Origin of the sequence: Staphylococcus sp. NWU MKU2 (assembly GCF_033283605.1) — a bacterium.
Lineage (GTDB): Bacteria > Bacillota > Bacilli > Staphylococcales > Staphylococcaceae > Staphylococcus > Staphylococcus haemolyticus.
The window spans coordinates 163,150-184,179 of sequence record NZ_JAVSMH010000004.1 but is presented as its reverse complement, the minus strand read 5'-3'; the positions used below and the strand labels follow the sequence as shown (position 1 = coordinate 184,179).

General features: G+C 31.8%; 24 protein-coding genes, 2 pseudogenes and 1 riboswitch. Of the genes and pseudogenes, 15 read left to right on the top strand and 11 right to left on the bottom strand.

Translation table 11 applies throughout. The features are described 5' to 3' along the window. Positions 1–15: 15 nt before the first annotated feature. A riboswitch (purine riboswitch) is annotated at positions 16–118 on the bottom strand. A gap of 217 nt (positions 119–335) precedes the next feature. The 4 genes and pseudogenes from SBL15_RS08355 to SBL15_RS08340 all read left to right on the top strand — a co-directional run bounded on the left by SBL15_RS08355 (position 336) and on the right by SBL15_RS08340 (position 4,005). Next, positions 336–743: a general stress protein gene (locus SBL15_RS08355; protein ID WP_037538514.1), complete on the top strand. Its 408-nt coding sequence runs from the start codon at positions 336–338 to the stop codon at positions 741–743. Between the two features lie 148 nt (positions 744–891). Beyond that, complete coding sequence (locus SBL15_RS08350) at positions 892–1,560, top strand: hypothetical protein (RefSeq protein ID WP_037538517.1); 669 nt, start codon at positions 892–894, stop codon at positions 1,558–1,560. 118 nt (positions 1,561–1,678) lie between these two features. Then, positions 1,679–2,177, top strand: a pseudogene (locus SBL15_RS08345) (DNA-binding protein); the annotation flags it as partial. Between the two features lie 439 nt (positions 2,178–2,616). Then, positions 2,617–4,005 carry an L-cystine transporter gene (locus SBL15_RS08340; RefSeq protein ID WP_053041835.1) on the top strand — a complete coding sequence of 463 codons (1,389 nt, stop codon included), beginning with the start codon at positions 2,617–2,619 and terminating at the stop codon, positions 4,003–4,005. Between the two features lie 83 nt (positions 4,006–4,088). On the opposite strand, the gene nfsA is transcribed toward SBL15_RS08340, so the two are convergent. Continuing rightward, a complete protein-coding gene (gene nfsA, locus SBL15_RS08335; RefSeq protein WP_107612684.1) occupies positions 4,089–4,844 on the bottom strand; it encodes an oxygen-insensitive NADPH nitroreductase in 756 nt (251 codons plus the stop codon). Positions 4,845–5,001: 157 nt separating this feature from the next. On the opposite strand from nfsA, the gene SBL15_RS08330 reads away from it, so the two are divergent. From SBL15_RS08330 to SBL15_RS08310, 5 genes are all read left to right on the top strand, one after another. Continuing rightward, on the top strand, positions 5,002–5,781 hold the full coding sequence (locus SBL15_RS08330) for a 2-keto-4-pentenoate hydratase (RefSeq protein WP_317955731.1): 780 nt from the start codon (positions 5,002–5,004) through the stop codon (positions 5,779–5,781). Between the two features lie 420 nt (positions 5,782–6,201). Further along, complete coding sequence (ahpC, locus tag SBL15_RS08325; RefSeq protein ID WP_037538531.1) at positions 6,202–6,771, top strand: alkyl hydroperoxide reductase subunit C; 570 nt, start codon at positions 6,202–6,204, stop codon at positions 6,769–6,771. Between the two features lie 14 nt (positions 6,772–6,785). Beyond that, on the top strand, positions 6,786–8,309 hold the full coding sequence (ahpF, locus tag SBL15_RS08320) for an alkyl hydroperoxide reductase subunit F (RefSeq protein WP_317955729.1): 1,524 nt from the start codon (positions 6,786–6,788) through the stop codon (positions 8,307–8,309). 185 nt (positions 8,310–8,494) lie between these two features. After that, positions 8,495–10,180 carry a hypothetical protein gene (locus SBL15_RS08315; protein ID WP_107614296.1) on the top strand — a complete coding sequence of 562 codons (1,686 nt, stop codon included), beginning with the start codon at positions 8,495–8,497 and terminating at the stop codon, positions 10,178–10,180. Positions 10,181–10,316: 136 nt separating this feature from the next. Next, complete coding sequence (locus tag SBL15_RS08310; RefSeq protein ID WP_107611900.1) at positions 10,317–10,943, top strand: NDxxF motif lipoprotein; 627 nt, start codon at positions 10,317–10,319, stop codon at positions 10,941–10,943. Positions 10,944–11,042: 99 nt separating this feature from the next. Here SBL15_RS08310 and SBL15_RS08305 read toward each other — a convergent pair whose 3' ends face one another. Together SBL15_RS08305 and SBL15_RS08300 are read right to left on the bottom strand one after the other, a co-directional pair. Continuing rightward, entirely contained in the window at positions 11,043–11,621 is a 579-nt protein-coding gene (locus tag SBL15_RS08305; protein ID WP_317955727.1) for a histidine phosphatase family protein, read from the bottom strand. Positions 11,622–11,644: 23 nt separating this feature from the next. Further along, positions 11,645–12,274 carry a LysE family translocator gene (locus tag SBL15_RS08300; RefSeq protein ID WP_107611901.1) on the bottom strand — a complete coding sequence of 210 codons (630 nt, stop codon included), beginning with the start codon at positions 12,272–12,274 and terminating at the stop codon, positions 11,645–11,647. Positions 12,275–12,728: 454 nt separating this feature from the next. On the opposite strand from SBL15_RS08300, the gene SBL15_RS08295 reads away from it, so the two are divergent. Continuing rightward, complete coding sequence (locus tag SBL15_RS08295) at positions 12,729–12,962, top strand: hypothetical protein (protein ID WP_107611902.1); 234 nt, start codon at positions 12,729–12,731, stop codon at positions 12,960–12,962. A gap of 57 nt (positions 12,963–13,019) precedes the next feature. Here the strand turns inward: SBL15_RS08295 and SBL15_RS08290 are convergent, their stop codons facing one another. After that, complete coding sequence (locus SBL15_RS08290; RefSeq protein WP_011276862.1) at positions 13,020–13,268, bottom strand: GlsB/YeaQ/YmgE family stress response membrane protein; 249 nt, start codon at positions 13,266–13,268, stop codon at positions 13,020–13,022. Positions 13,269–13,445: 177 nt separating this feature from the next. Beyond that, positions 13,446–14,195, bottom strand: coding sequence for an amidohydrolase family protein (locus SBL15_RS08285; RefSeq protein ID WP_317955725.1), 750 nt, complete (start codon positions 14,193–14,195; stop codon positions 13,446–13,448). A gap of 215 nt (positions 14,196–14,410) precedes the next feature. Here SBL15_RS08285 and SBL15_RS08280 point away from each other — a divergent pair, with 215 nt between their 5' ends. From SBL15_RS08280 to SBL15_RS08270, 3 genes and pseudogenes are all read left to right on the top strand, one after another. Next, positions 14,411–14,668 carry a hypothetical protein gene (locus tag SBL15_RS08280; protein ID WP_011276864.1) on the top strand — a complete coding sequence of 86 codons (258 nt, stop codon included), beginning with the start codon at positions 14,411–14,413 and terminating at the stop codon, positions 14,666–14,668. Positions 14,669–14,871: 203 nt separating this feature from the next. Continuing rightward, positions 14,872–15,708 carry an Ltp family lipoprotein gene (locus SBL15_RS08275; RefSeq protein WP_317955723.1) on the top strand — a complete coding sequence of 279 codons (837 nt, stop codon included), beginning with the start codon at positions 14,872–14,874 and terminating at the stop codon, positions 15,706–15,708. 96 nt (positions 15,709–15,804) lie between these two features. Beyond that, positions 15,805–15,942 (top strand): annotated as a pseudogene (locus SBL15_RS08270) (Ltp family lipoprotein); the annotation flags it as partial. Positions 15,943–16,149: 207 nt separating this feature from the next. Here the strand turns inward: SBL15_RS08270 and rpsR are convergent. From rpsR to rpsF, 3 genes are read right to left on the bottom strand one after another with little or no spacing between them, the layout of a single operon-like run. Further along, positions 16,150–16,392 carry a 30S ribosomal protein S18 gene (gene rpsR / locus SBL15_RS08265; RefSeq protein WP_317955721.1) on the bottom strand — a complete coding sequence of 81 codons (243 nt, stop codon included), beginning with the start codon at positions 16,390–16,392 and terminating at the stop codon, positions 16,150–16,152. A 47-nt stretch (positions 16,393–16,439) separates the two neighbouring features. After that, positions 16,440–16,952: a single-stranded DNA-binding protein gene (ssb, locus tag SBL15_RS08260; RefSeq protein WP_317955719.1), complete on the bottom strand. Its 513-nt coding sequence runs from the start codon at positions 16,950–16,952 to the stop codon at positions 16,440–16,442. A 21-nt stretch (positions 16,953–16,973) separates the two neighbouring features. Then, positions 16,974–17,270: a 30S ribosomal protein S6 gene (rpsF, locus tag SBL15_RS08255; protein ID WP_011276867.1), complete on the bottom strand. Its 297-nt coding sequence runs from the start codon at positions 17,268–17,270 to the stop codon at positions 16,974–16,976. 290 nt (positions 17,271–17,560) lie between these two features. On the opposite strand from rpsF, the gene SBL15_RS08250 reads away from it, so the two are divergent. Continuing rightward, entirely contained in the window at positions 17,561–18,367 is an 807-nt protein-coding gene (locus tag SBL15_RS08250; protein WP_107611906.1) for a glycoside hydrolase family 25 protein, read from the top strand. 65 nt (positions 18,368–18,432) lie between these two features. Then, positions 18,433–18,624, top strand: a complete 192-nt coding sequence (locus tag SBL15_RS08245) for a hypothetical protein (RefSeq protein ID WP_011276869.1) — start codon at positions 18,433–18,435, stop codon at positions 18,622–18,624. Positions 18,625–18,766: 142 nt separating this feature from the next. On the opposite strand, the gene ychF is transcribed toward SBL15_RS08245, so the two are convergent. The 3 genes from ychF to SBL15_RS08230 are packed head-to-tail and all read right to left on the bottom strand — an operon-like array spanning position 18,767 to position 20,982. After that, positions 18,767–19,864: a redox-regulated ATPase YchF gene (ychF, locus tag SBL15_RS08240; RefSeq protein WP_037537775.1), complete on the bottom strand. Its 1,098-nt coding sequence runs from the start codon at positions 19,862–19,864 to the stop codon at positions 18,767–18,769. Positions 19,865–19,875: 11 nt separating this feature from the next. Next, complete coding sequence (locus SBL15_RS08235; RefSeq protein ID WP_011276871.1) at positions 19,876–20,079, bottom strand: DUF951 domain-containing protein; 204 nt, start codon at positions 20,077–20,079, stop codon at positions 19,876–19,878. Positions 20,080–20,100: 21 nt separating this feature from the next. Beyond that, the gene (locus SBL15_RS08230) at positions 20,101–20,982 is read right to left on the bottom strand and encodes a mechanosensitive ion channel family protein (RefSeq protein ID WP_011276872.1); all 882 of its coding nucleotides are present in this window, start codon (positions 20,980–20,982) and stop codon (positions 20,101–20,103) included. Positions 20,983–21,030: the final 48 nt, after the last annotated feature.

Sequence of the window (21,030 nt, the reverse complement as noted above, 5' to 3'; positions counted from 1 at the left end):
AAAACTTGTTCTTTTATGTATTGATTCTGAACTCATAGTCATGTCGTTTGTGGCAACATGGTAGAAACTTCTAAAGCCATATTCTTTAGATTATATGAGTGATATAAATTATTTAACGATAATAGCAAACTTTTGCTTTATTTTCAATATGATAGAAATTGTTACAAGCCCTTTCATAATAATATTTTCAAGTGTAAGCGTTTAACTAAATATTGTTCATCACTATTTGTAAACCATTCTTAATTAATTATATAATAACTATAGTTGAGTTTTATAAATATTCTTAAGGGTATATTTTTATTAAAAGTAGGACGAAAAGATGGAGGGCGATTAATATGGCAGATTTTACCGTATTAGACAAGCAAGATGAGATTTATAACGTTATTGATAAGAAAAAAGCTGAAGGATACTCAGAAAATGAATTGGTCGTTGTAAGTAAAAGTAAATTACATTTAGATGATTTACATGATTCTCAAGTTACTTTAATTGCTACAAGTGGTTCTTTTAGTGACCGTATGTCTAAATTATTAACTGGTGAGGATGGCGAAGAAGCCGTTTTAGCTCGTTATGAATTATCTGAAGAGCAAACAGAAAAATACAAAAAAGATATTTTAGATGGTAAATTTTTAGTAATTGCCAATAAAGATAACTCTTCACACGACGAAGTTGAGGAAAATAACTCAGCTTATGAAGAAATTGATATTACACATTATGCAAATGAATCTAAAGGTCCTAAATCATAATCAATATTCATTTTAAACTTTGAGACCGTGAAATGAACGTAGTTTTAAGTTCATTTTACGGTTTTTTTCAATCTAAATATCTTTTTAACAATGACGTCAAAATGTTTAAATATGCTATACTTAAACAAACAATCGTGGGGGTGACATAATGAATTTTCACGTAATTCAATCAATAAAAGATGAATATTATGACAAGGCAATCACTTTTTATAATCAACAATTAGATGTGAATTTCTATGAAGATAGCTATATTATTGAAAGATCCTTGAAAAATAATAAGACCGAAAATGATTACGCATTTCTTGTGGGCATACAAGATGATGAGATTATTAGTTTAGCAACGGCACATTATGAAGCAACAACAAATTCGGCATTTTTAATACATTTAATTGCCAATGGTACACCCGATTATGAAGATGTCCTAATTAATACACTTCAAGAAATAGAACATCAATTAAATCAACTTTCTAATAAAGTTCATTCTCGTGATATTAATTTTGTAATGGTGGAAGTTCCTAAGACGGATCATCCATTAAAAGACATCAATCAACAAGCTTTAACTCAACGCCAACAATTATTATTATCAAACGGCTTTGAACGACAAAGTGAAATTGATTATATACATCCTAACTATTCAAAAATTGACTCGCCTTTTAAAGTAGACTTATTCATTAAATCAAATATAGAATTAACAAAAGATATCTACCCAGCAAGTGTTAAATCAAATTACATTTTAAAATATGTGTTTGCTAACGGCATTTCTCGAGATATTATTTATCCTTTATTAGTCAAAATGAATTTACGCCTACCCCATTAGGAACACTTGAAATGAGCGATATAAAGGGTTAAACTAATATTTGAGGTTAGACTGACGTTTCACTGACAGAAGACAAACGTCAGTGTACATAAATCAAAGAACGAAAGGACTTTCAGCTATGTTAACCAAAGAATTCGCTCAGCGTGTCGAACTAAGTGAAAAACAAGTCCGTAAGATAGTCCAACACTTAGAAGAACGTGGCTATCAACTTAGTAAGACAGAATATCGTGGCCGTGAAGCTACTGACTTTAAAGAAGAAGATATCGAACTTTTCCAAGATATCGCTGAAAAAGTAAAACAAACGAATAGCTATGATTTAGCTTTTGAAGAGCTTGAAAAAGAAAAAGACTTCTTACAAGTGATTGTCAAAGAAGATAATGAGCAACTACCTGCTGATCAAGGTGCTACACAATTGGTAGAAGAATTACGCACAGAAATTCAAAAAATGCGTGAAGAACGTCAAATGCTCGGTCAAATGATTAGCCAAGTTCACCAACAACAAACGGAATTAAAAGAACTTCAAAATCAAATCACTGAAAAATTAGATACTCACAATCAATCATTATTAGCTATTCAAAATTCACAAGAAGCCATCCAAACAGCTCAAAAAGAGCAATCTGAATACACTAAAAATAATTTAGTTAAAGAAATTAATGATAATAATCAACAATCTATCGATACATTAAAAGAAGATATTAAAACGCAATCTTCTCTTAATAGACCTAATGATGAGAAAAAAGGTTTCTTTGCGAGATTATTTAATTTATAACGATTTCAATTATTTAATGATTGGTAACAGGGCCTGTTGGTCTCAATACCAACTCTTTATATAAAGGTGAGACAGAATTCATTTTGAATTCATTGTCTCACCTTTTTTCGTTTCTGTATTAATATGATTAACAATTTAAATCTTTAAATTATTTTAATTCAATTAACTATTGTGTGTTTTCAAAAACTTATAATTTATGCTTTTTATTTCAAGCTATTGAAATATAAAATAAATAGTATTACCCTTATTAAGTATGTCGGAATTAGAATATTCAAAGGAGACTAATTATGGGGACTTTTTTTACAGTTATTAATATTGTCGTTATGATATTGTTTTTAATTGGGTTATTCATAATGGCTAAAAAGCACGTCTCATTCCCTAAAAGAGTATTTACCGCATTAGGGTTGGGAATTGTGTTTGGTATAGCGTTACATCTTATTTATGGAGTAAACTCCAAAGTACTTGAAACAACTACTGACTGGTTTAGTATTGTGGGAGACGGCTATGTGGCTTTGTTACAAATGATTGTAATGCCACTTATATTCATTTCAATTGTGTCAGCATTCAGTAAAATACAAATTGGTGATAAATTCGCTAAAATTGGTACTTATATTTTTATGTTTTTAATTGGTACTGTAGCTATTGCTGCTATAGTAGGGATTTTTTATGCCATTGTATTTGGACTTGATGCCTCAAGCATTGATTTAGGTAGTGCAGAAAACTCAAGAGGAAGCGAAATTAGTAGCCAAGCTAAAGATCTGACTGCTAATACGTTACCACAGCAAATTCTTGAATTATTACCTAGCAATCCATTCTTAGATTTCACTGGTCAGAGAACAACTTCTACAATTGCAGTGGTTATCTTTGCAATCTTCGTAGGATTTGCATATTTACGTGTTGCTCGCAAACAACCAGAAAGTGGTAGTTTATTAAAACGCGGTATCGATGCTATATACGCATTAGTAATGTCTATCGTTACATTCGTTTTAAGACTAACACCATATGGTATCATCGCGATTATGGCATCTACAATCGCTACGAGTGATTTTCAAGCGATATGGACATTAGGTAAATTTATGATTGCATCTTATGCAGCATTAATCACAATGTACATTATCCATTTAATATTATTAGCAGTAATGGGAATCAATCCAGTGCGTTACGTTAAGAAAACTTTAGAAGTGCTTATATTTGCATTTACTTCTCGCTCAAGCGCTGGTGCATTACCTTTAAATATTCAAACTCAAACACAACGATTAGGTGTACCAGATGGTATCGCTAATTTCTCAGCATCATTCGGCTTATCAATAGGTCAAAATGGTTGTGCGGGTATTTATCCTGCTATGTTAGCCATTATGGTAGCACCAGTTGCAAATGTAGATATTGATTTACCATTTATTCTTACATTAATTGGCGTTGTTATAATCAGTTCATTTGGTGTAGCTGGTGTCGGCGGTGGTGCAACTTTCGCATCTATCCTAGTATTATCAACTTTAAATCTACCAGTTGCACTTGCAGGGGTACTTATTTCAATAGAACCAATTATCGATATGGGACGTACTGCCCTTAACGTTAATGATTCAATATTAGCAGGTACTGGAACTGCAAAACTTACAGGTAATATGGATAAAGATAAATTCAATTCAAATGAATATGGAGATTTATCAACAAATTAATATTTAAAAAAAGCGTAGCTAAAACATTACAATGTTTATTTCGAACAATTGTAACCATTAGCTACGCTTTATTTATTAATAGCTTATTTTTTCATTAATCCAGATTTATTTAGCTCTTCCAACATATCTAAACGTGTTTTACCACTTAAGAACCCAGCAACTTGTTGTGACCATGTTTCTTGACGTTTTCCATTCGTGCGTTCTTTATAATACTCACTGATTTTCTCATCATATTTCTGAATAGCTTCTCTTTGTTCTTTAGCATTGCTATTATAAACGTTTTTATGGAATACATGCTCAAACGGTAAACGTGGCTTAGGTGCACCATTTTCATCATCTGCTGGCTCGCCAACAGCCATTCCAAATAATGGAAAAGCATATTCAGGTAAATCTAAAATTTCTTTAACACGCGCAACATCATTTCGTAGTGAACCTAAGTAAACAATACCATAACCCATATCTTCAGCAGCTAAAGCAACATTTTCAGAAACTAATGCCACATCAATAGCCCCTACCAATAATCCTTCTGCCGATTCAAAAGACGTTTGCATATCAAAGTCTACATTTTCATTTATTAAATTATGACGATAATAATCTAAAACAAATACAAATAAATAGCCATTATCGACAACATATGGCTGTCCTGATACTTCTTTCAATTGTTTTTTAATTTCAGGATCATCTACACCTATAATTGAGTATGTTTGCAAGTAACTAGACGTTGATGCGCTTTGCCCTGCTTCTACTAACTTTTGAACTATTTCATCACTTAGTGCTTTATCTTTAAATTGTCTCACTGAGTGGTGTTTTTTTATCAAATCGTAAACATAGTCTGACATGGTATCTACTCCTTCAAGTCTATTTATTACATCGTAACAATTTATATTTCATTTTGCTTTTATAAAGGTTTAACTATCTTCCGTAAAACATTTGCATGATAATAATTTTATAGTTATCATAATAGTAACAATTTTCAGATATTTAAGGAGAGATATCATGACTCAAGCAAACAAAGAAGTATCAAACGCCTTATTTCAAGCATACATTTCAAAAGAACCTATCGAATTTGTAAGCAAAACATATAATCTAACTGAACCAGAAGCTTACAAAACACAAGATGATCTTATCCATCAAATTCAAGCCGAGAAGAATGTACCTATTAAAGGTTATAAAGTTAGTATGACGAGTGCTGCAACTCAAGCAATTGCTAACACTAATGAACCAGCATACGGCACTATTTTATCTCATCAAGTCGTAGAAAATGGTCATGGTGTGTCTCTTACAACGTTATTTGCACCACTATTGGAGCCTGAAATTATTTTCGAATTAACTGCGGATTTACCTGAAGATGCTGATACACAAACGATATTAGAAAGCGTAAAAGTCGCACCAGGCATCGAAATTCCAGATGCACGTTATAAAGATTGGTTCCCAAATTTCACTTTAGGTGATTTAATTTCTGATAATACAGCTACTGGACTTATTGTGGTTGGTGAACGTATCACACCTCTTGATTACGAGGCATTTGCTGATATTAATTTAAAGTTATTCAAAGATGATAACCAAATTGAAACGGGTCACTCTAGTGAAGTGCTTGGCAATCCAATTGAAGCAGTCAAATGGTTAAACAAAAAATTACATTCTCATGGTAAATCATTAAAAAGAGGACAATTTATTTCTTCTGGAACCTTCATTTCTCCTTTAAATTTAGAAGAAGGTACTTATACTGCTGACTATGATAGAGTAGGATCTGTCACAGTTAAAGTGATTGATTAACTGACTATTTAAGCTATAAAGAACTAACCCATACATTAGCCATAGTTGAACGGGATATGAAATCTTCATAATTAATGTTGATTTCTATTCCGTTTTTTTAATTATTCATATTATTTATTATCAAAAACATATGTTTAGTTGAGAATGGAAAAGGTTAATTGATATTCAGAAGCACTTTTAAAATAACATTTCCAAAATAAACACTAAAACTTTAACACATATTTACTTTCTCAACATATGATTCAAAAAACCTATTTGAACAATGTTAAATCAACATTTCAATGGTTATAAGTGCATTAAGTTGACGAATAAGAAATAGCATGTAATAATAATATTTAAGAAATTAGAATTATTATAAACAAGCAATAATTATTATGTAGTTCTAATTAATATCCATGATAATCAGGAGGAATTTAAGTTATGTCATTAATCAATAAAGAAATTCTACCATTCACAGCGCAAGCTTATGATCCTAAAAAAGACGAATTCAAAGAAGTAAGCCAAGATGATTTAAAAGGTTCTTGGAGCGTAGTATGTTTCTACCCAGCTGACTTCTCATTCGTATGCCCAACTGAATTAGAAGATTTACAAAACCAATATGATAAATTACAAGACTTAGGTGTAAATGTATTCTCAGTATCAACTGATACTCATTTCGTACACAAAGCTTGGCATGATCATTCAGATGCAATCAGTAAAATCCAATATCAAATGATCGGTGACCCTTCTCAAACAATCACTCGTAATTTTGATGTATTAGATGAAGAAGCTGGTTTAGCTCAACGTGGTACTTTCATCATTGATCCAGACGGCGTTGTTCAAGCAGCTGAAATTAATGCAGATGGTATTGGCCGTGACGCAAGCACATTAGTAAATAAAATCAAAGCCGCTCAATATGTACGTCAACATCCAGGTGAAGTATGCCCAGCTAAATGGGAAGAAGGTTCTGAATCATTACAACCAGGATTAGACTTAGTAGGTAAAATTTAAGGAGGCATTAAAGAATGCTTAATGCTGATTTAAAACAACAATTACAACAACTTTTAGGACTAATGGAAGGCGATGTAGAATTCAGAGCTAGTATCGGTTCTGACGACAAATCTAAAGAACTTAAAGAACTTTTAGATGAAATCGCTGAAATGTCTGAGCATATAACAATCGTAGAAAAAGAATTAAAACGTACACCAAGTTTCTCAGTCAGCAAACCTGATGAAGAAGCTGGCGTAACGTTTGCTGGAATTCCATTAGGTCATGAATTTAATTCACTTGTATTAGCAATTTTACAAGTAAGTGGTCGTGCACCTAAAGAGAAACAATCAATTATTGATCAAATTAAAGGTTTAGAAGGTAAATACAACTTTGAAACCTACGTTAGTTTGACATGTCAAAAATGCCCTGACGTTGTTCAAGCATTAAATCTAATGAGTGTTGTTAACCCTAATATCACTCATACAATGATTGATGGTTCTGTATTCCGTGAAGAATCAGAAGATATCATGGCTGTCCCAGCTGTATTCTTAGATGGTGAAGAATTTGGCAATGGACGTATGACTATTTCAGATATCTTAACTAAATTAGGCAGTACGCAAGATGCTTCTGAATTTGAAGGTAAAAATCCATACGATGTTTTAATCATCGGTGGTGGTCCAGCTAGTGGTAGTGCCGCAATTTATACGGCTCGTAAAGGACTACGTACAGGTATTATTGCTGACCGTATTGGTGGTCAAGTTAATGATACTGCTGGCATCGAAAACTTTATCACTGTAAAAGAAACAACAGGTTCTCAATTCTCAGCTAATTTAGCTGCTCATATTGAAGAATATGATATTGATACAATGACAGGCATCCGTGCTACTAATATCGAGAAGACAGACCAAGCTATTCGTGTAACACTTGAAAATAATGCAGTTTTAGAAACTAAAACCGCTATTATTTCAACAGGTGCAAGCTGGCGTAAACTTAACATTCCTGGTGAAGATCGCTTAATCAATAAAGGTGTTGCTTTCTGCCCTCACTGTGATGGTCCTTTATTTGAAAACAAAGACGTTGCAGTTATCGGCGGAGGAAACTCTGGTGTTGAAGCTGCTATCGACTTAGCAGGAATTGTTAAACATGTTACTTTATTTGAATATTCATCAGAACTTAAAGCAGACACAGTATTACAAGATCGTTTACGTTCACTATCAAACGTAGACATTCACACGAATACAAGAACTGCTGAAGTATTAGGTGAAGATCATGTAACTGGTATTAGTTACGAAGATTTAACTACTGGCGAAATGAAAGAATTAAGCTTAGATGGTATCTTCGTACAAATCGGACTAGTTCCAAACACAAGTTGGATTGGTGATGCAGTTGAACTAAATAACCTTGGCGAAGTTGTTATTGACCGTAATAACAACACAAACGTTCCAGGTATATTTGCTGCTGGTGACGTTACCGATCAGAAAAATAAACAAATTATTATTTCTATGGGTGCAGGTGCCAATGCGGCATTAAATGCATTTGATTATATCATTAGAAATTAATTACTATTTAAGGATAGGTGTAAGGTCTTTATGACCTTGCTTCTTATCCCTACAAACCACTTAACCTATCAAATATCTTCATATATAACAGAGACCCATGTAAGGGTCTCTGTTTTTTGTGTGACTTTCATATTATCTATGATAATCTAAACTTATGCAGATAAATAACATTGGAGGTCTTCTTTATGCATGAGTCGCTATCCCTAATTTCAGAGGAACAAACGAGTAACTTGAAGCAACTTGTAAATCCACCATCTTATTACAGCAAAGCCGATATGTTGTTTGAACTCGCTTCACAACCTAAAACATTAACGCGACTTTACAATGAGATGAGCCAAACTGAAAAAAATTACATTAGTACTTTTTTAAAAAATGGTGAGTCACTTATATTAATTAATAAGAGGAAATTAAAAAAGTTACCTATTTGTTATAAATATGGCATTGTTACATTTGTAAAAGAAGATACGTTCGTCGTAAATAATCTCATACTGACTATGTTGAACGAAGTGGTTTTAAACAAAAAGTACCCTGATTTTCCACCTAAAACCGTTAGAGAAGAAGATTATGTTATGAAACTTCATGGGCAATATACAGCAATTGAAAAGTATAAAAATGTTTCTCTTAAAGATGAGCTAGATGAATATAATTTAGAAAGTCTAAAAGATATTTGTCGCTCTTATGAAATTAAAGGCTTCTCTAATAAGAAAAAATCCTTAATTATTGATTTAATAACTGACGCGTTCTTCCAAGATTTTTCAATTTTAAAACAGGAACTCGCACAAATGCCCCATAGAATCCTAGATATTTTTGTAGATACATACAAAACTGGTAAAAATGTTAATACGAATTATGACTTCAATGCATTAAATGCATACTTAGGTATGGATTTCCAGGTCTTAGAAAGACATCTATTTATTTTAAGATTTGATATACGTAGTGAAGTTATTATCATACCACAGGATGTTATGAATCATTTTTCACAATATGTGAATGATATTGGTGGGTTAGATAATCTTTTGCCCGATTTACTGACTATTAATAACGACGTCCCCTTCTTAGATGAAGATGACTATATTGATGAAGAATCGAATCTTTTATTCGATTTCAATAGTGATCAGATTAACAAACTTATAGATATTGGCGTTGAGGACATCGATGAAAGTGACTTAGAAGAATTATTAAGCGATGAAATTCTAGATTCTACATTTACGAATAGTGTTAATAATTTGTTAAAAGAAGTACATGTTGAATATAAAATAAGCGAAATGAAGGATCAAAATAAAAGTGATAAAGAAATTACCTTATTTAGATTTTATACTGCAGCAACAAATTTATATGGTGTCGTGTCACTGCAATTCGTTTCAAAATTATTAAAACGATTATTAAACACATCAAAATCAATCAATGAAATTAAATTCCATATTCAATCTTTAAATATGCATCACTTCACAGTTATTAAGCAAGGGTATTTAGTCCATCCAGTAATGGCAAATTATATTGACCCAACTTATGTTGAATCATTAGACCTTGATTATTATGAACCAAAGACATTAAAAGAGTTACTTTCTTTCGATGTCCATGAATATTATAAAGCGGACAAAGTGATTAAAGAATTTAAAACGTTCATACAACACTACTTCACTACTGATGATAAAGAAGAGATACACACAGATATGACTATGTTATTCCATGAATTACGTTCATCTTCAGACTTAGATGAAGCGATTATGGCTATTGAAGTTATGATTGCAGGAGATATGCTGTACCCTATTCCCGAGGATAAACTAACCGAGCAAGTAGAACAGGTTTGGACTCATTTAAGACTTTGGTTCGCAAAAGGAAATACAATAGAAGAAATACAAAATATATAGATGGATAAATGCCACAAATTGTTCATAGATAATTGTGATTTTAAGCACTTAACATTCAATTATTTTTCAATAAATGATAATCTATTACTATGTAAAATTATAGTTGCGTTACTAATAAAGGAGATTTTAGAAACCTATGAAGAAAAGTTTAATAATAGGTCTCTTTTTATCATTATTACTAACATTAAGTGCTTGTGCACCTAAAGAGGATAATGATTCAACAGACCATCATAGTAATGGCGTTAATGCACCTAAAAATGCTAAGGCGTTGAAAGAGAGCGATATTTTCACTTCCGATAAAAAGAATCAAAAACTAACTGAAGATGAAATGAATAAAGCCATTAAAAAATATTTAGATGTAAATAGTGATATTTTAGATAATAAATATGTAATGCAAAGCCAAATTGACCGACAAAGTACAGGACAAACAAGAGTCACTGATAAACAAGCTAAAAAGCTCAGCAAATTATCAAACTTAGCTGTTAAAAATGATTTACATTTCAAGAAATTTGTTAAAAACAATACCTTACCTTCTGGGTATAAGGAAAACACTGAGCGTATTATTAATTATTTCCACGCCTTAAATAGCACAATCGCAGATGTAGATAAGAGCATTGAGCAGCTTAATTATGAACCACAAAATACAATTAACGTTGTCGATGTGCCTACACATTACGCAGGTGATGTAAATGGTAAACAACAAGATAAAATTCAAAAATTCCTAGACGATAAAAATATTAAATCTGACGTTTTAGATAAATAAAATATTGTGACTGACATACTTTTCTAGGCACATAAAAATCCAAACCGTTAAAATATGCGGTTTGGATTTTTGCGTGTTAATTAATTGTTATTATACATTTTATACTTCTAAAAAGTATGGTTTACAATTTTCGACATTGTAATCTAATGCTTCTTCTTCACCTATTACATTGAAATATGCAAATATACAACGAATAACTACTTGATATGCTACGATTACAATTGTTTTATCGTCACTCATATTCATTTGTTCAAAGAATTGATGAACTCTATTATGTACATCTCTATAGCTTTCACCTTCAGGCGCTTTTTGAGTGAAACTATGACGAAAATCTTTATATTCAGGATCGTTAAAGTAACGATGATATTGTGCATCTTGCATTAACTTATCTTTATACTCTCCTTCAAATACTCCTAAAGAGCGTTCTCGAAGCAATGAAGTGATAGTAGAAGGTATATCATAAGGAAAGATATAACGATAGGTTTCCTGTGTTCGAGTTAAATCAGATATATAAACATGATCAATATGTTTGTCTTTAAAGTAGCTTTCCAAATTTTTTGCGCCTTCAATACCTTTCTTGGTTAATGGCACATCTAATTGGCCACAGAAATAAGCTCGATTATGTTTATTATCATAATTTGATTGTGATTCTCCATGTCTCACTAAATATAATTTCATATACTACAATCCTTTACTGAAATTTAACTACTCTTGCTTAATAATAAATTAATTGATAATCCTATTAAAATAAAACCTACAGTATAATCAAATATAGCTTTTACTTTAGGCTGACTGAATAATAATTTAATATATTGAAATACAAATACACAGAATAAAAACCAAATTAAGATAACCATAATGACTGCTAAAGATAAAATGGCTACTTGTGATTTCACTTCAATGCCGCCAGTTGACAAAAATTGCGGTAAAACACTCACATAATAAAGTAACGCTTTAGGGTTCAAAATTGTGCTTAGAAAGCCTTGTCGATATGAGGTAAAACAACTCACATCATTGACTTTAATACCACCCGTATTAAAGTTCATCGACTGACGAGCTGAACGAATACTTTGTACGCCTAAATAAATCAGATAACAGGCACCTAGAATTTTTATAATCAAAAATACATAATATAAACTTGTAAGAATATATATAATTCCCAATACAGCTAACGATGTATAAATGATATGAGCAGAAGTAATACCTAAAGCTGCCATAGAACCATTTAGTTTGCCCGAATGGATTGTGTTTTTCATGACAATCAAAAAGTCTGGACCAGGCACAATGATAATAAGTAGCGTAATAGTAATAAACGTTATTATTCCATCCATATATACACCCTCTTCAATCAAATATTATAAAAATTATGCCATAACTTATATAAATATGTAAGTCTACGCGTAGTCTAAATATTAATAAGCACACAATCATTTTAAGTTTAATAAATAACTTAAATACAACTTTTTACAAATATTAGTACTAAACGAAATTTTTTAATATTTTAAGCACTTTTTATTGTCATTATGGTAGGTAACATGATAGTATTAGGGTGTAGTTAAATAATAACTACAAAGTCTTTTATATTCATGAACATAATACTCCTGGGTGACGCCTTAACCCGACGTCACCCTCTTTTTATGCCCAATTTTAACTACGTTTAAACTATAACCCCTCAAAAAGATAAGTGAAATGATAATCATTAACATTTAAGTAAAATTACTGTCATCATGCATTTTTACATGCTACATTATAACTAAGTAGTCACACTTATTGGGGGGAACAATAATGGAATTACTAGGTTATAAAATGGTAAACGACGAACTCATGGCAACTGTTAAATCGGATCACGGACATGTATTTAGGTATTCATTTAATATTGAAACGCCTGAGTATGAAATTCTGGAAGTATTAGAAGAAGTTAATAAGCACGTTGATAATGGTAGACATCCACTAGGATGTGAGATTATAAAGAACTATGATTTTGAAGATATTCATAGCCATCAGGCCCTAATTAATTAAAATTTCATTAAACTAAAAAAGAGAGCTACTATTAAAGTAGCTCTCTTAATATTGCTATTATTTTCTAAGTGCTTTTAAAATTAAAGAAACAACGAAAATAACAATAATTGCACCGATTAGTGCTGGAATGATTGGTACGCCACCCCATACAGGTCCCCAAGTACCTAACAATTTACTACCTACAGCTGAACCGATTAAACCAGCGATGATGTTACCGATGATACCACCTGGGATATCTTTACCCATGATCATACCGGCAACCCAGCCGATTAATCCTCCGACTATTAACATAACAATAAAGCCCATATTCAGAACTCTCCTTACATCTTCTATTTTTGTATACTTCTTATATATACCACGCATCAACAAGAATAAACATTAGTATATAATTTTATTATATTTTTATTTAAACTTATATCAAATCTCATTATAAAAATTATGGATAATTTATATATTCGTTTTACACTACTACAAATTCGACTTTCACTCTGAAATTCTGTAAAATTTAAATGCATTTTTATAAAAGATCTTCTCTTGTGTCTCTTCATCAAAATGCTTTTGAATTAACTCAATATCTTGTTCACTAAAAGGGCGCTTTGCTCGCGTGGAAGGTAAATCTGTACCAAACATAATGGCATCAGGATTAATGTCAATTAGTTCCTTAATGGCTGCAATAAGCTCAACTTCTATACGTCCAAATCCTGTTGCTTTAACATAAACACCTTGTTTGACTAATGCTTTTAAATCATCAAAACCGTCTGCGGTCAAGCCAAGATGATCGATTGATACTTTAGGTAGCGAACTTATAATTTCTTTATAGTCATTTAATTGTTTGGACTCAATATATATTTCAGAATGCCAGCCAACTAAATCATAGACTCTTTGCGCAAACGTCTTAATAAGCGCTATATCTTCAGACCCACCACGTTTAACATTAAATCGAATACCTCTAACTCCTTCATCATGTAATCGAAGAATTTCATCGTCAGATGTTGATGCAGGTAGCTGCGTTATCCCAACAAATTGTCCCTGAAGTTGATTTAAAGCCGATATTAAATAATCTTGGTCAAACCCTTGAAATGAGCCTGATACAATTGCACCACCAACAACATTTAATTGCTGAGTATGATTTAAATAGTCATTAACCTTAAATGATGGAGGCATATAGTCGTTATTTTTCTTCACCGGAAAATCATAATCAATGATACGAAAATGCGAATCAAATAGTTTCATTATAAATTTCCCCTTTATTTATATTTCTTGAAATAAAGATAACATAATTAATATTTATCAGCTAAAAGACTTGATAATTATTGTGAACAAGACTAGTATAGTTAAATAACTTAGGTTGTATATAAAAGACTCAAATTATTTACTTATAATTAATGAATTGGAAAGTAAGTAAAAATAATTTAAATTCAAACTTGTTTTTTAGGAGGTTATGTTTCATGAGTTCACATACACTTTTTAATTTAAGAACTAAACGAAATCTTGAAATTAACGAATTAACAGAATTAATTAATAAAAAATATGGTACACATTATGAACCCCATCAATTATGGGAATGGGAAAATCATCAACACGAACCTAAGTTTAAAGATGCAATGATTCTCGCAGACTTCTTTGACACACCTTATCAAATGTTAGTCGAAAGTAAATACAAAGAATATCAACAGCAAATTGACGATATCGATATTCGTTTATAATTTCTATTAAATGCCTGTCATACTATATATTTAGTGTATGACAGGCTTTTTTATCATATTTTTCGTTTTAAATAAAATTAATCACGATATAATGACTTGAATTTAAATTAATGTCATAAAATAAATTTAATAGCTATTGTATGTAATTTTTAATTTATGTATGATTGTAATAAGTGTTAACCAACTACAAGGAGGATATTTTAATGGCATTTAATGAAGAGACACCAAATAATACCAATTCATCCCAAGAACAATCACAAGAAACCAATATACATAATCAAGATAAAAATGAAAATGTGAGTAATAATGAAAGTACTCAAAACGATGATTCCAATAGTTCTAATAAAGGGAAATATTGGCTTATTGGATGCGGCGCCGGTTGTGGCTGTCTAGTTATTTTAATTATATTAGTACTAGCAGCTTGTGTGATTTTTATGAAAGTCTCAGACTCAATTTCATCAAGTGATAGTGAAAATGCAACGCATGAATCCAAACAAGAAGGTAACTCTCGTAAAGCTGGCGGGAATGATAAAGAAGAAGCTTTGCAACGTGCTGAAACTTATGCTAAATCGATGTACATGTCTAAAAAAGGTATCTATAACCAATTGACTTCTAGTAGTGGTGATAAATTTAATTCTAGTACAGCTAAATATGCCGTTAATCATTTAAAAGATGTAGATTATAAGGAAAATGCGTTAAAAACTGCAGAAGAAAGTAGTGATAACTTACATTTTTCGAAAAAAGAACTAACTGATTATCTTAAAAATGATGAAAATTCAGGTCAATTTACTAGTGAACAAGTAGATTATGCAATGAAGCATGCAAAAATTGACTATAAGGAAAATGCATTAGAAACAGCAAAACATATCAGTGACCAATCTTATTCTTCAAAATCGCAACTTGAAGACGAACTTACGTCTAAAGATGGGCGTCAATTTACGAAAGATGAAGCAGATTACGCAATGAAACATTTGAAGACAGATTTTAAAAAGAATGCATTAAAAAATGCCCAACGATATATGCAAGACTCTATCGAATAAAAAAGTGAACTTTATAATAAGTTAGTAGAATACGACGATTTCACAGAAGATGAAGCAAAATATGCTGCCGATAATGTAAAAGTAGACTACAAAGAGAATGCACTAGAAAGAGCCAAATCTTTATCTAAGAATGGCGATACTTCTAAATCAGATATTAAGGATATGTTGTCTTCTAAAGATGGTTTCAAATTTACTGAAGAAGAAGCACAGTATGCCGTTGATCATTTAAAATAATGATTTTATGACAATAAAATACTAGTATTTATAATATTAAATCCCCTTCAAGCTAAATTATTAATTTAGTATTGGTGGGGATTTTCTTGATATAGTACTACTTAGTGTTTAATGTAAAATTATTATTATGTCCTTTACTTAAAATTAAAAGCACAAAAAACAACCCCATAAGCCTTAAGCCTATGGGGTTTAACCAATACCTATATATTAGTTTTCGTCTTTAACATATGGTAATAAAGCCATATGACGAGCACGTTTGATAGCTGTAGTCAACATACGTTGATATTTAGCTGAAGTACCAGTTACACGACGTGGTAAAATTTTACCGCGTTCTGAGATAAAACGTTTTAATAATTCAGTGTCTTTATAGTCAATGTGTGTAATACCATTTGCTGTGAAAAAGCATACTTTTTTACGACGACGTCCGCCTCTTCTTGGTCCACCTGCCATGGTTAATTACCTCCTTTGGAATATTTTTTTATACGTTCATTTTGTTATTAGAATGGTAAGTCATCATCACTAATATCAATCGGTCCGTTTGCGTTTGCAAATGGATTATCAGGTTGTTTATTATTTGATGAATTATTGTTATTGTAAGACGTATTTTGTCCTGATTGTTGACCACCAAATCCTTGACCGTAGTCTTGGAAATCATTGTTATTACTTTGATTACGTTGGCCACCTTGAGCATTTTTAGGTTCAAGGAATTGAACACTATCTGCTACAACTTCAGTAACAAAGATACGACGACCTTCTTGATTTTCATAACTGCGTGATTGTATGCGACCATCAACGCCAGCTAGACTACCTTTGAATAAATAATTATTCACATTCTCTGCTTGTCTTCTAAATACAACAACATTGATGAAGTCAGCTTCGCGTTCCCCTTGAGCATTCGTGAAAGTACGATTAACTGCTAGAGTAAATGTCGCTACACTTACGCCTGAGGGAGTGGTTCTGTATTCTGGATCTTTAGTTAAACGACCTACTAATACAACTCTGTTTATCATTAAAACGCCCCCATTAATTTATTACTTATCTTGGTCTTCACGGATAACGATATAACGAATGATATCGTCACTGATTTTAGCTAAACGTTGGAATTCGTCTGTAGCTCTGTTGTTATCAGTTTTAATGCGTACGATGTTATAGAAACCTTCTTTGAAATCTTCAATTTCATAAGCAAGACGGCGTTTACCCCAGTCTTTTTCTTCTAAAACTTCTGATCCTTCTGAAGCTAAGATACCGTTGAAGCGTTCAACAACTGCTTTTTTAGCATCTTCTTCAATGTTTGGACGTACGACATACATAATTTCATATGTTCTCATTTTATACTTGCACCTCCTTGTGGTCTATGCGGCCTATCGAATACTAACGATAAGCAAGGAATAATTTTCATTACTCACAATCAAGAATTATAGCACAGAGTATTACTTTTTACAATATATTTTATTCAGCATCAGTTCCGCTAAGTTACATTGTTTATAACCTTATTTTTCTACATATGTATCGTGTCAATTATAAAGTTGCGAATCATTAGTTTTTGTACTAACATCACAACTGCATTTTGCATATTAATATTATATTTAAAAAATAAAATATCTAAAGGAGAGCTCAAATGTTCAAGAAAACAACATCATCAATTGCATGTTTAACTATTATGGCGACTTCTATAGGTGCGTTAAATGCAAACGCTTCTGAACAGACTGAAGGTAGCCAAAAAGGAACGATGGGGTATGGATATCAAAAATATCTAAAAAATCATCCCAATGAACAAAGCAACGCTACTAGTAACCGTTCAACCTTTTCAACAAAATCTAAAGCAATCACAACACAAAATGGCGATCGTGTGTTAGATATTTCAGAATGGCAAGGAAACTTAACGGATGCGCAAGTCAAACAACTAAAAAAAGATTATGATTTCATCATTATCAGAGGTCAATATGGTTCTGAATATGTTGATCAATGTTTGGAGAATAATTCAGCTTTATTAGATAAAAATAATATGAAATTCGGCGTCTATTCATATAGCCTGTATGAAAATGCTGATGATGCTCGAAATGAAGCTCAAACGCTTTATAGTCGTGCACCTAAAGCTTCATTCTATGTAAATGATTTTGAACAAAATTCAATCACTTCTGGTGATGCTGACACTGCTACAAAAGCTTGGGCTGATGAAATGAAACAACTTGCAGGGAATAAAAAAGTATTATTTTATTCTTATGAGAACTTCATGACCAACAACGTTCCGAATGCTGTAAGTGCCTATGATGGTTATTGGTTAGCAGCTTATCAAACGCAAGAACCTAATAGAGAGAAAGTTTTATGGCAATACACAGATAGTTACTATGCCCCTGAGCTAAACCAAAACGTTGATGCGAATTACTTAGATGCGAATGTTACTGCTAATTGGTTTACTAGTTAAAAAATTTATACATAACACTTTATTTTTACGAACACTTGTTCTATAATATAGTCGAGGTGTTAAACATGCAATTAGATTTAGATTGGAATAAAGATTTTCAAGAATTTCAAGAAGTCTTAAATTGCGGTATCAATCCAGAATGGTTATATTGTGCGAAAGCCAATATGATTCTAGAACCTGCTTACACTGGAGAAGGTAAACAGTTTTTTAGCACCAAAGATATTATTGAAGCAAGTAAAGTTATACCGTTCTTTTAAGATATAATGAAATAAACAATATAAAAAAAGCAATGTAAGTCTCCTGTCACTTAAGCCAAGCGAAACTTACATTGCTTTTTATTTTTTTATCAAATATTTAATTTTTACTATGCATATCGCTATAAATAATTAGATGTGATTATTAAACGTTAAATCTAAAGTGAACGATATCGCCATCTTGCATAATGTATTCTTTACCTTCTAAACGTTGTTTACCCGCTTCTTTAGCACCTTGTTCGCCACCATGCTCAACATAGTCATCATAACTTGTCACTTCGGCACGGATAAATCCACGTTCAAAGTCAGTGTGAATAATACCAGCACATTGTGGAGCTGTCATACCTTGTCTGAATGTCCAAGCACGCACTTCTTGTACACCTGCAGTAAAGTATGTTGATAAGCCTAATAAATCATATGTTGTTCTGATAAGTACGTCTAGTCCTGGTTCTTCAATGCCTAAATCTTCTAAGAACATTTCTCTATCTTCGTCATCTAATGTAGCGATTTCTTCTTCGATTTTTGCACTAATAACAATAACTTCAGAATCTTCTTTCGCTGCATATTCTCGAATTGCTTTTACTTTATCGTTATCTTCATCACCAATTTCGTCTTCACCAACATTGGCAATATATAACATTTTCTTAGACGTTAGTAATTGTGCTTGGTTAACGTATCTTTGATCTTCTTCATTGAAGTCTAAGCTACGTACAGGATCACCATTTTCAAGTGCTTCTTTGATTCTAGTTAGAATTCTCATTTCCATTTCAGCAGTTTTATCTTTTTGACGCGCCATTTTTTCAATTCGAGGCAAACGTTTTTCAACAGATTCTAAGTCTGCTAATACTAATTCCATATTAATAACTTCAATATCATCTAAAGGATTTACGCGTCCTGATACGTGCGTTACATTTTCATCATCAAATGCACGTACAACTTGGCAAATTGCATCTACTTCACGAATATGTGAAAGGAATTTGTTTCCTAAACCTTCACCTTTAGAAGCACCTTTTACAATACCTGCAATATCAGTAAACTCAAAAGTTGTAGGAATAGTTTTTTTAGGTTCAACCATTTCTGTTAATTTATTTAAACGTGAATCTGGCACCTCTACGATACCTACGTTTGGATCAATTGTTGCGAATGGATAGTTAGCGGCCAATGCTCCCGCTTTTGTTATTGCATTAAATAAGGTAGATTTACCTACGTTCGGTAATCCTACGATTCCTGCTGTTAAAGCCATTAATCATTCTCCTAACCTTCAGTATCTTGATTTGATACTAATATTTTCTTTAATTTTTTATTGAACGTTTGACGTGGAATCATAATACTTCGTTGGCAATTCTCACATTTGATGCGAATATCAGCACCCATACGAATAATTTTAAATCGATTAGTTCCACATGCATGTTGCTTTTTCATCTCTACTATATCATTTATTCCATAATTTGACGTCATGAAATTACCCCTCAATAATAATTAAGATTTGCCTTGTTGATTATTATTTTTAATATAAATTGGTTGTGGTAATTTAATACCTTCTTGAACAAATACTCTTTGAATTTCTTTACGTAATATTCTTGAGCCGGATGCACCTTCACCTGGAATGGTTTCAGCAGATATTCTAAACGTTACTTTAGTTTCATCCAACGAATCAATACCTTCTACGACTGGATCAGTGATAAATAAGTAATATTTGCTACGCATTGCAGTAAATAGTTTATTTAGACGCTTTTCTACCTTGTCTAAGTTTTCTTCTACAGAAACCGGAATTTCTACTATAGAGAAACCATTAGTAATAGAGAAATTAGTAATTTCTCCCATACTACCATTCGGTAAAATCGTTAATTCACCTGTGATTGTGTTAATTCGCGTTGATCTTAAGCCAATAGATTTTACTGTTCCTTCTGCTACTGTTGTACCACCGCTATTGATTTTAACATAATCACCAACGTCAAATTGATTTTCAAATATAATAAAGAAACCAGTGATGATATCTTTAACAATCGTTTGAGCACCGAAACCAACAGCTAAACCTACAACACCGGCACTGGCGATGATACCTTCAACACTAATTCCAAATTTACTTAAGATAGTAGTAATCACTATGAACCAAACAATGTAGCTAACTACGTTTTGCACTAGAGAAATAAGCGTTCGAGAACGTTTCTTATTGCCTTTGCTACTGCGATTCTGAATTTTAAATGCTTGTTCAATTACTTTGTTTAATATTGCTATGACGATAAGTGCAACAATAATATATATGATAATTAATGCTATTTTAATAGCTAAATTTTCATATGTTTCTATTTTAGTTAAAGGTTCAAATAATGAAGACAATACATTTTTGACCTGATTCATGTAATAGTAACCTCCCTATTAAACTTTTTTATAATTAAATTATTATAC

Excerpts from the sequence above, each read along its gene's own strand:
- SBL15_RS08315 (WP_107614296.1), top strand. The coding sequence starts at position 8,495 with ATGCATGAGTCGCTATCCCTAATTTCAGAGGAACAAACGAGTAACTTG.
- SBL15_RS08285 (WP_317955725.1), bottom strand. The coding sequence starts at position 14,195 with ATGAAACTATTTGATTCGCATTTTCGTATCATTGATTATGATTTTCCG.
- rpsR (WP_317955721.1), bottom strand. The coding sequence starts at position 16,392 with ATGGCAGGTGGACCAAGAAGAGGCGGACGTCGTCGTAAAAAAGTATGC.
- SBL15_RS08245 (WP_011276869.1), top strand. The coding sequence starts at position 18,433 with ATGCAATTAGATTTAGATTGGAATAAAGATTTTCAAGAATTTCAAGAA.
- SBL15_RS08305 (WP_317955727.1), bottom strand. The coding sequence starts at position 11,621 with ATGAAATTATATTTAGTGAGACATGGAGAATCACAATCAAATTATGAT.
- SBL15_RS08230 (WP_011276872.1), bottom strand. The coding sequence starts at position 20,982 with ATGAATCAGGTCAAAAATGTATTGTCTTCATTATTTGAACCTTTAACT.
- ahpF (WP_317955729.1), top strand. The coding sequence starts at position 6,786 with ATGCTTAATGCTGATTTAAAACAACAATTACAACAACTTTTAGGACTA.
- rpsF (WP_011276867.1), bottom strand. The coding sequence starts at position 17,270 with ATGAGAACATATGAAATTATGTATGTCGTACGTCCAAACATTGAAGAA.
- ahpC (WP_037538531.1), top strand. The coding sequence starts at position 6,202 with ATGTCATTAATCAATAAAGAAATTCTACCATTCACAGCGCAAGCTTAT.
- ssb (WP_317955719.1), bottom strand. The coding sequence starts at position 16,952 with ATGATAAACAGAGTTGTATTAGTAGGTCGTTTAACTAAAGATCCAGAA.
- SBL15_RS08300 (WP_107611901.1), bottom strand. The coding sequence starts at position 12,274 with ATGGATGGAATAATAACGTTTATTACTATTACGCTACTTATTATCATT.
- SBL15_RS08340 (WP_053041835.1), top strand. The coding sequence starts at position 2,617 with ATGGGGACTTTTTTTACAGTTATTAATATTGTCGTTATGATATTGTTT.
- SBL15_RS08330 (WP_317955731.1), top strand. The coding sequence starts at position 5,002 with ATGACTCAAGCAAACAAAGAAGTATCAAACGCCTTATTTCAAGCATAC.
- SBL15_RS08310 (WP_107611900.1), top strand. The coding sequence starts at position 10,317 with ATGAAGAAAAGTTTAATAATAGGTCTCTTTTTATCATTATTACTAACA.
- SBL15_RS08355 (WP_037538514.1), top strand. The coding sequence starts at position 336 with ATGGCAGATTTTACCGTATTAGACAAGCAAGATGAGATTTATAACGTT.
- SBL15_RS08290 (WP_011276862.1), bottom strand. The coding sequence starts at position 13,268 with ATGGGCTTTATTGTTATGTTAATAGTCGGAGGATTAATCGGCTGGGTT.
- SBL15_RS08235 (WP_011276871.1), bottom strand. The coding sequence starts at position 20,079 with ATGACGTCAAATTATGGAATAAATGATATAGTAGAGATGAAAAAGCAA.
- SBL15_RS08280 (WP_011276864.1), top strand. The coding sequence starts at position 14,411 with ATGAGTTCACATACACTTTTTAATTTAAGAACTAAACGAAATCTTGAA.
- SBL15_RS08350 (WP_037538517.1), top strand. The coding sequence starts at position 892 with ATGAATTTTCACGTAATTCAATCAATAAAAGATGAATATTATGACAAG.
- SBL15_RS08275 (WP_317955723.1), top strand. The coding sequence starts at position 14,872 with ATGGCATTTAATGAAGAGACACCAAATAATACCAATTCATCCCAAGAA.
- SBL15_RS08250 (WP_107611906.1), top strand. The coding sequence starts at position 17,561 with ATGTTCAAGAAAACAACATCATCAATTGCATGTTTAACTATTATGGCG.
- SBL15_RS08295 (WP_107611902.1), top strand. The coding sequence starts at position 12,729 with ATGGAATTACTAGGTTATAAAATGGTAAACGACGAACTCATGGCAACT.
- nfsA (WP_107612684.1), bottom strand. The coding sequence starts at position 4,844 with ATGTCAGACTATGTTTACGATTTGATAAAAAAACACCACTCAGTGAGA.
- ychF (WP_037537775.1), bottom strand. The coding sequence starts at position 19,864 with ATGGCTTTAACAGCAGGAATCGTAGGATTACCGAACGTAGGTAAATCT.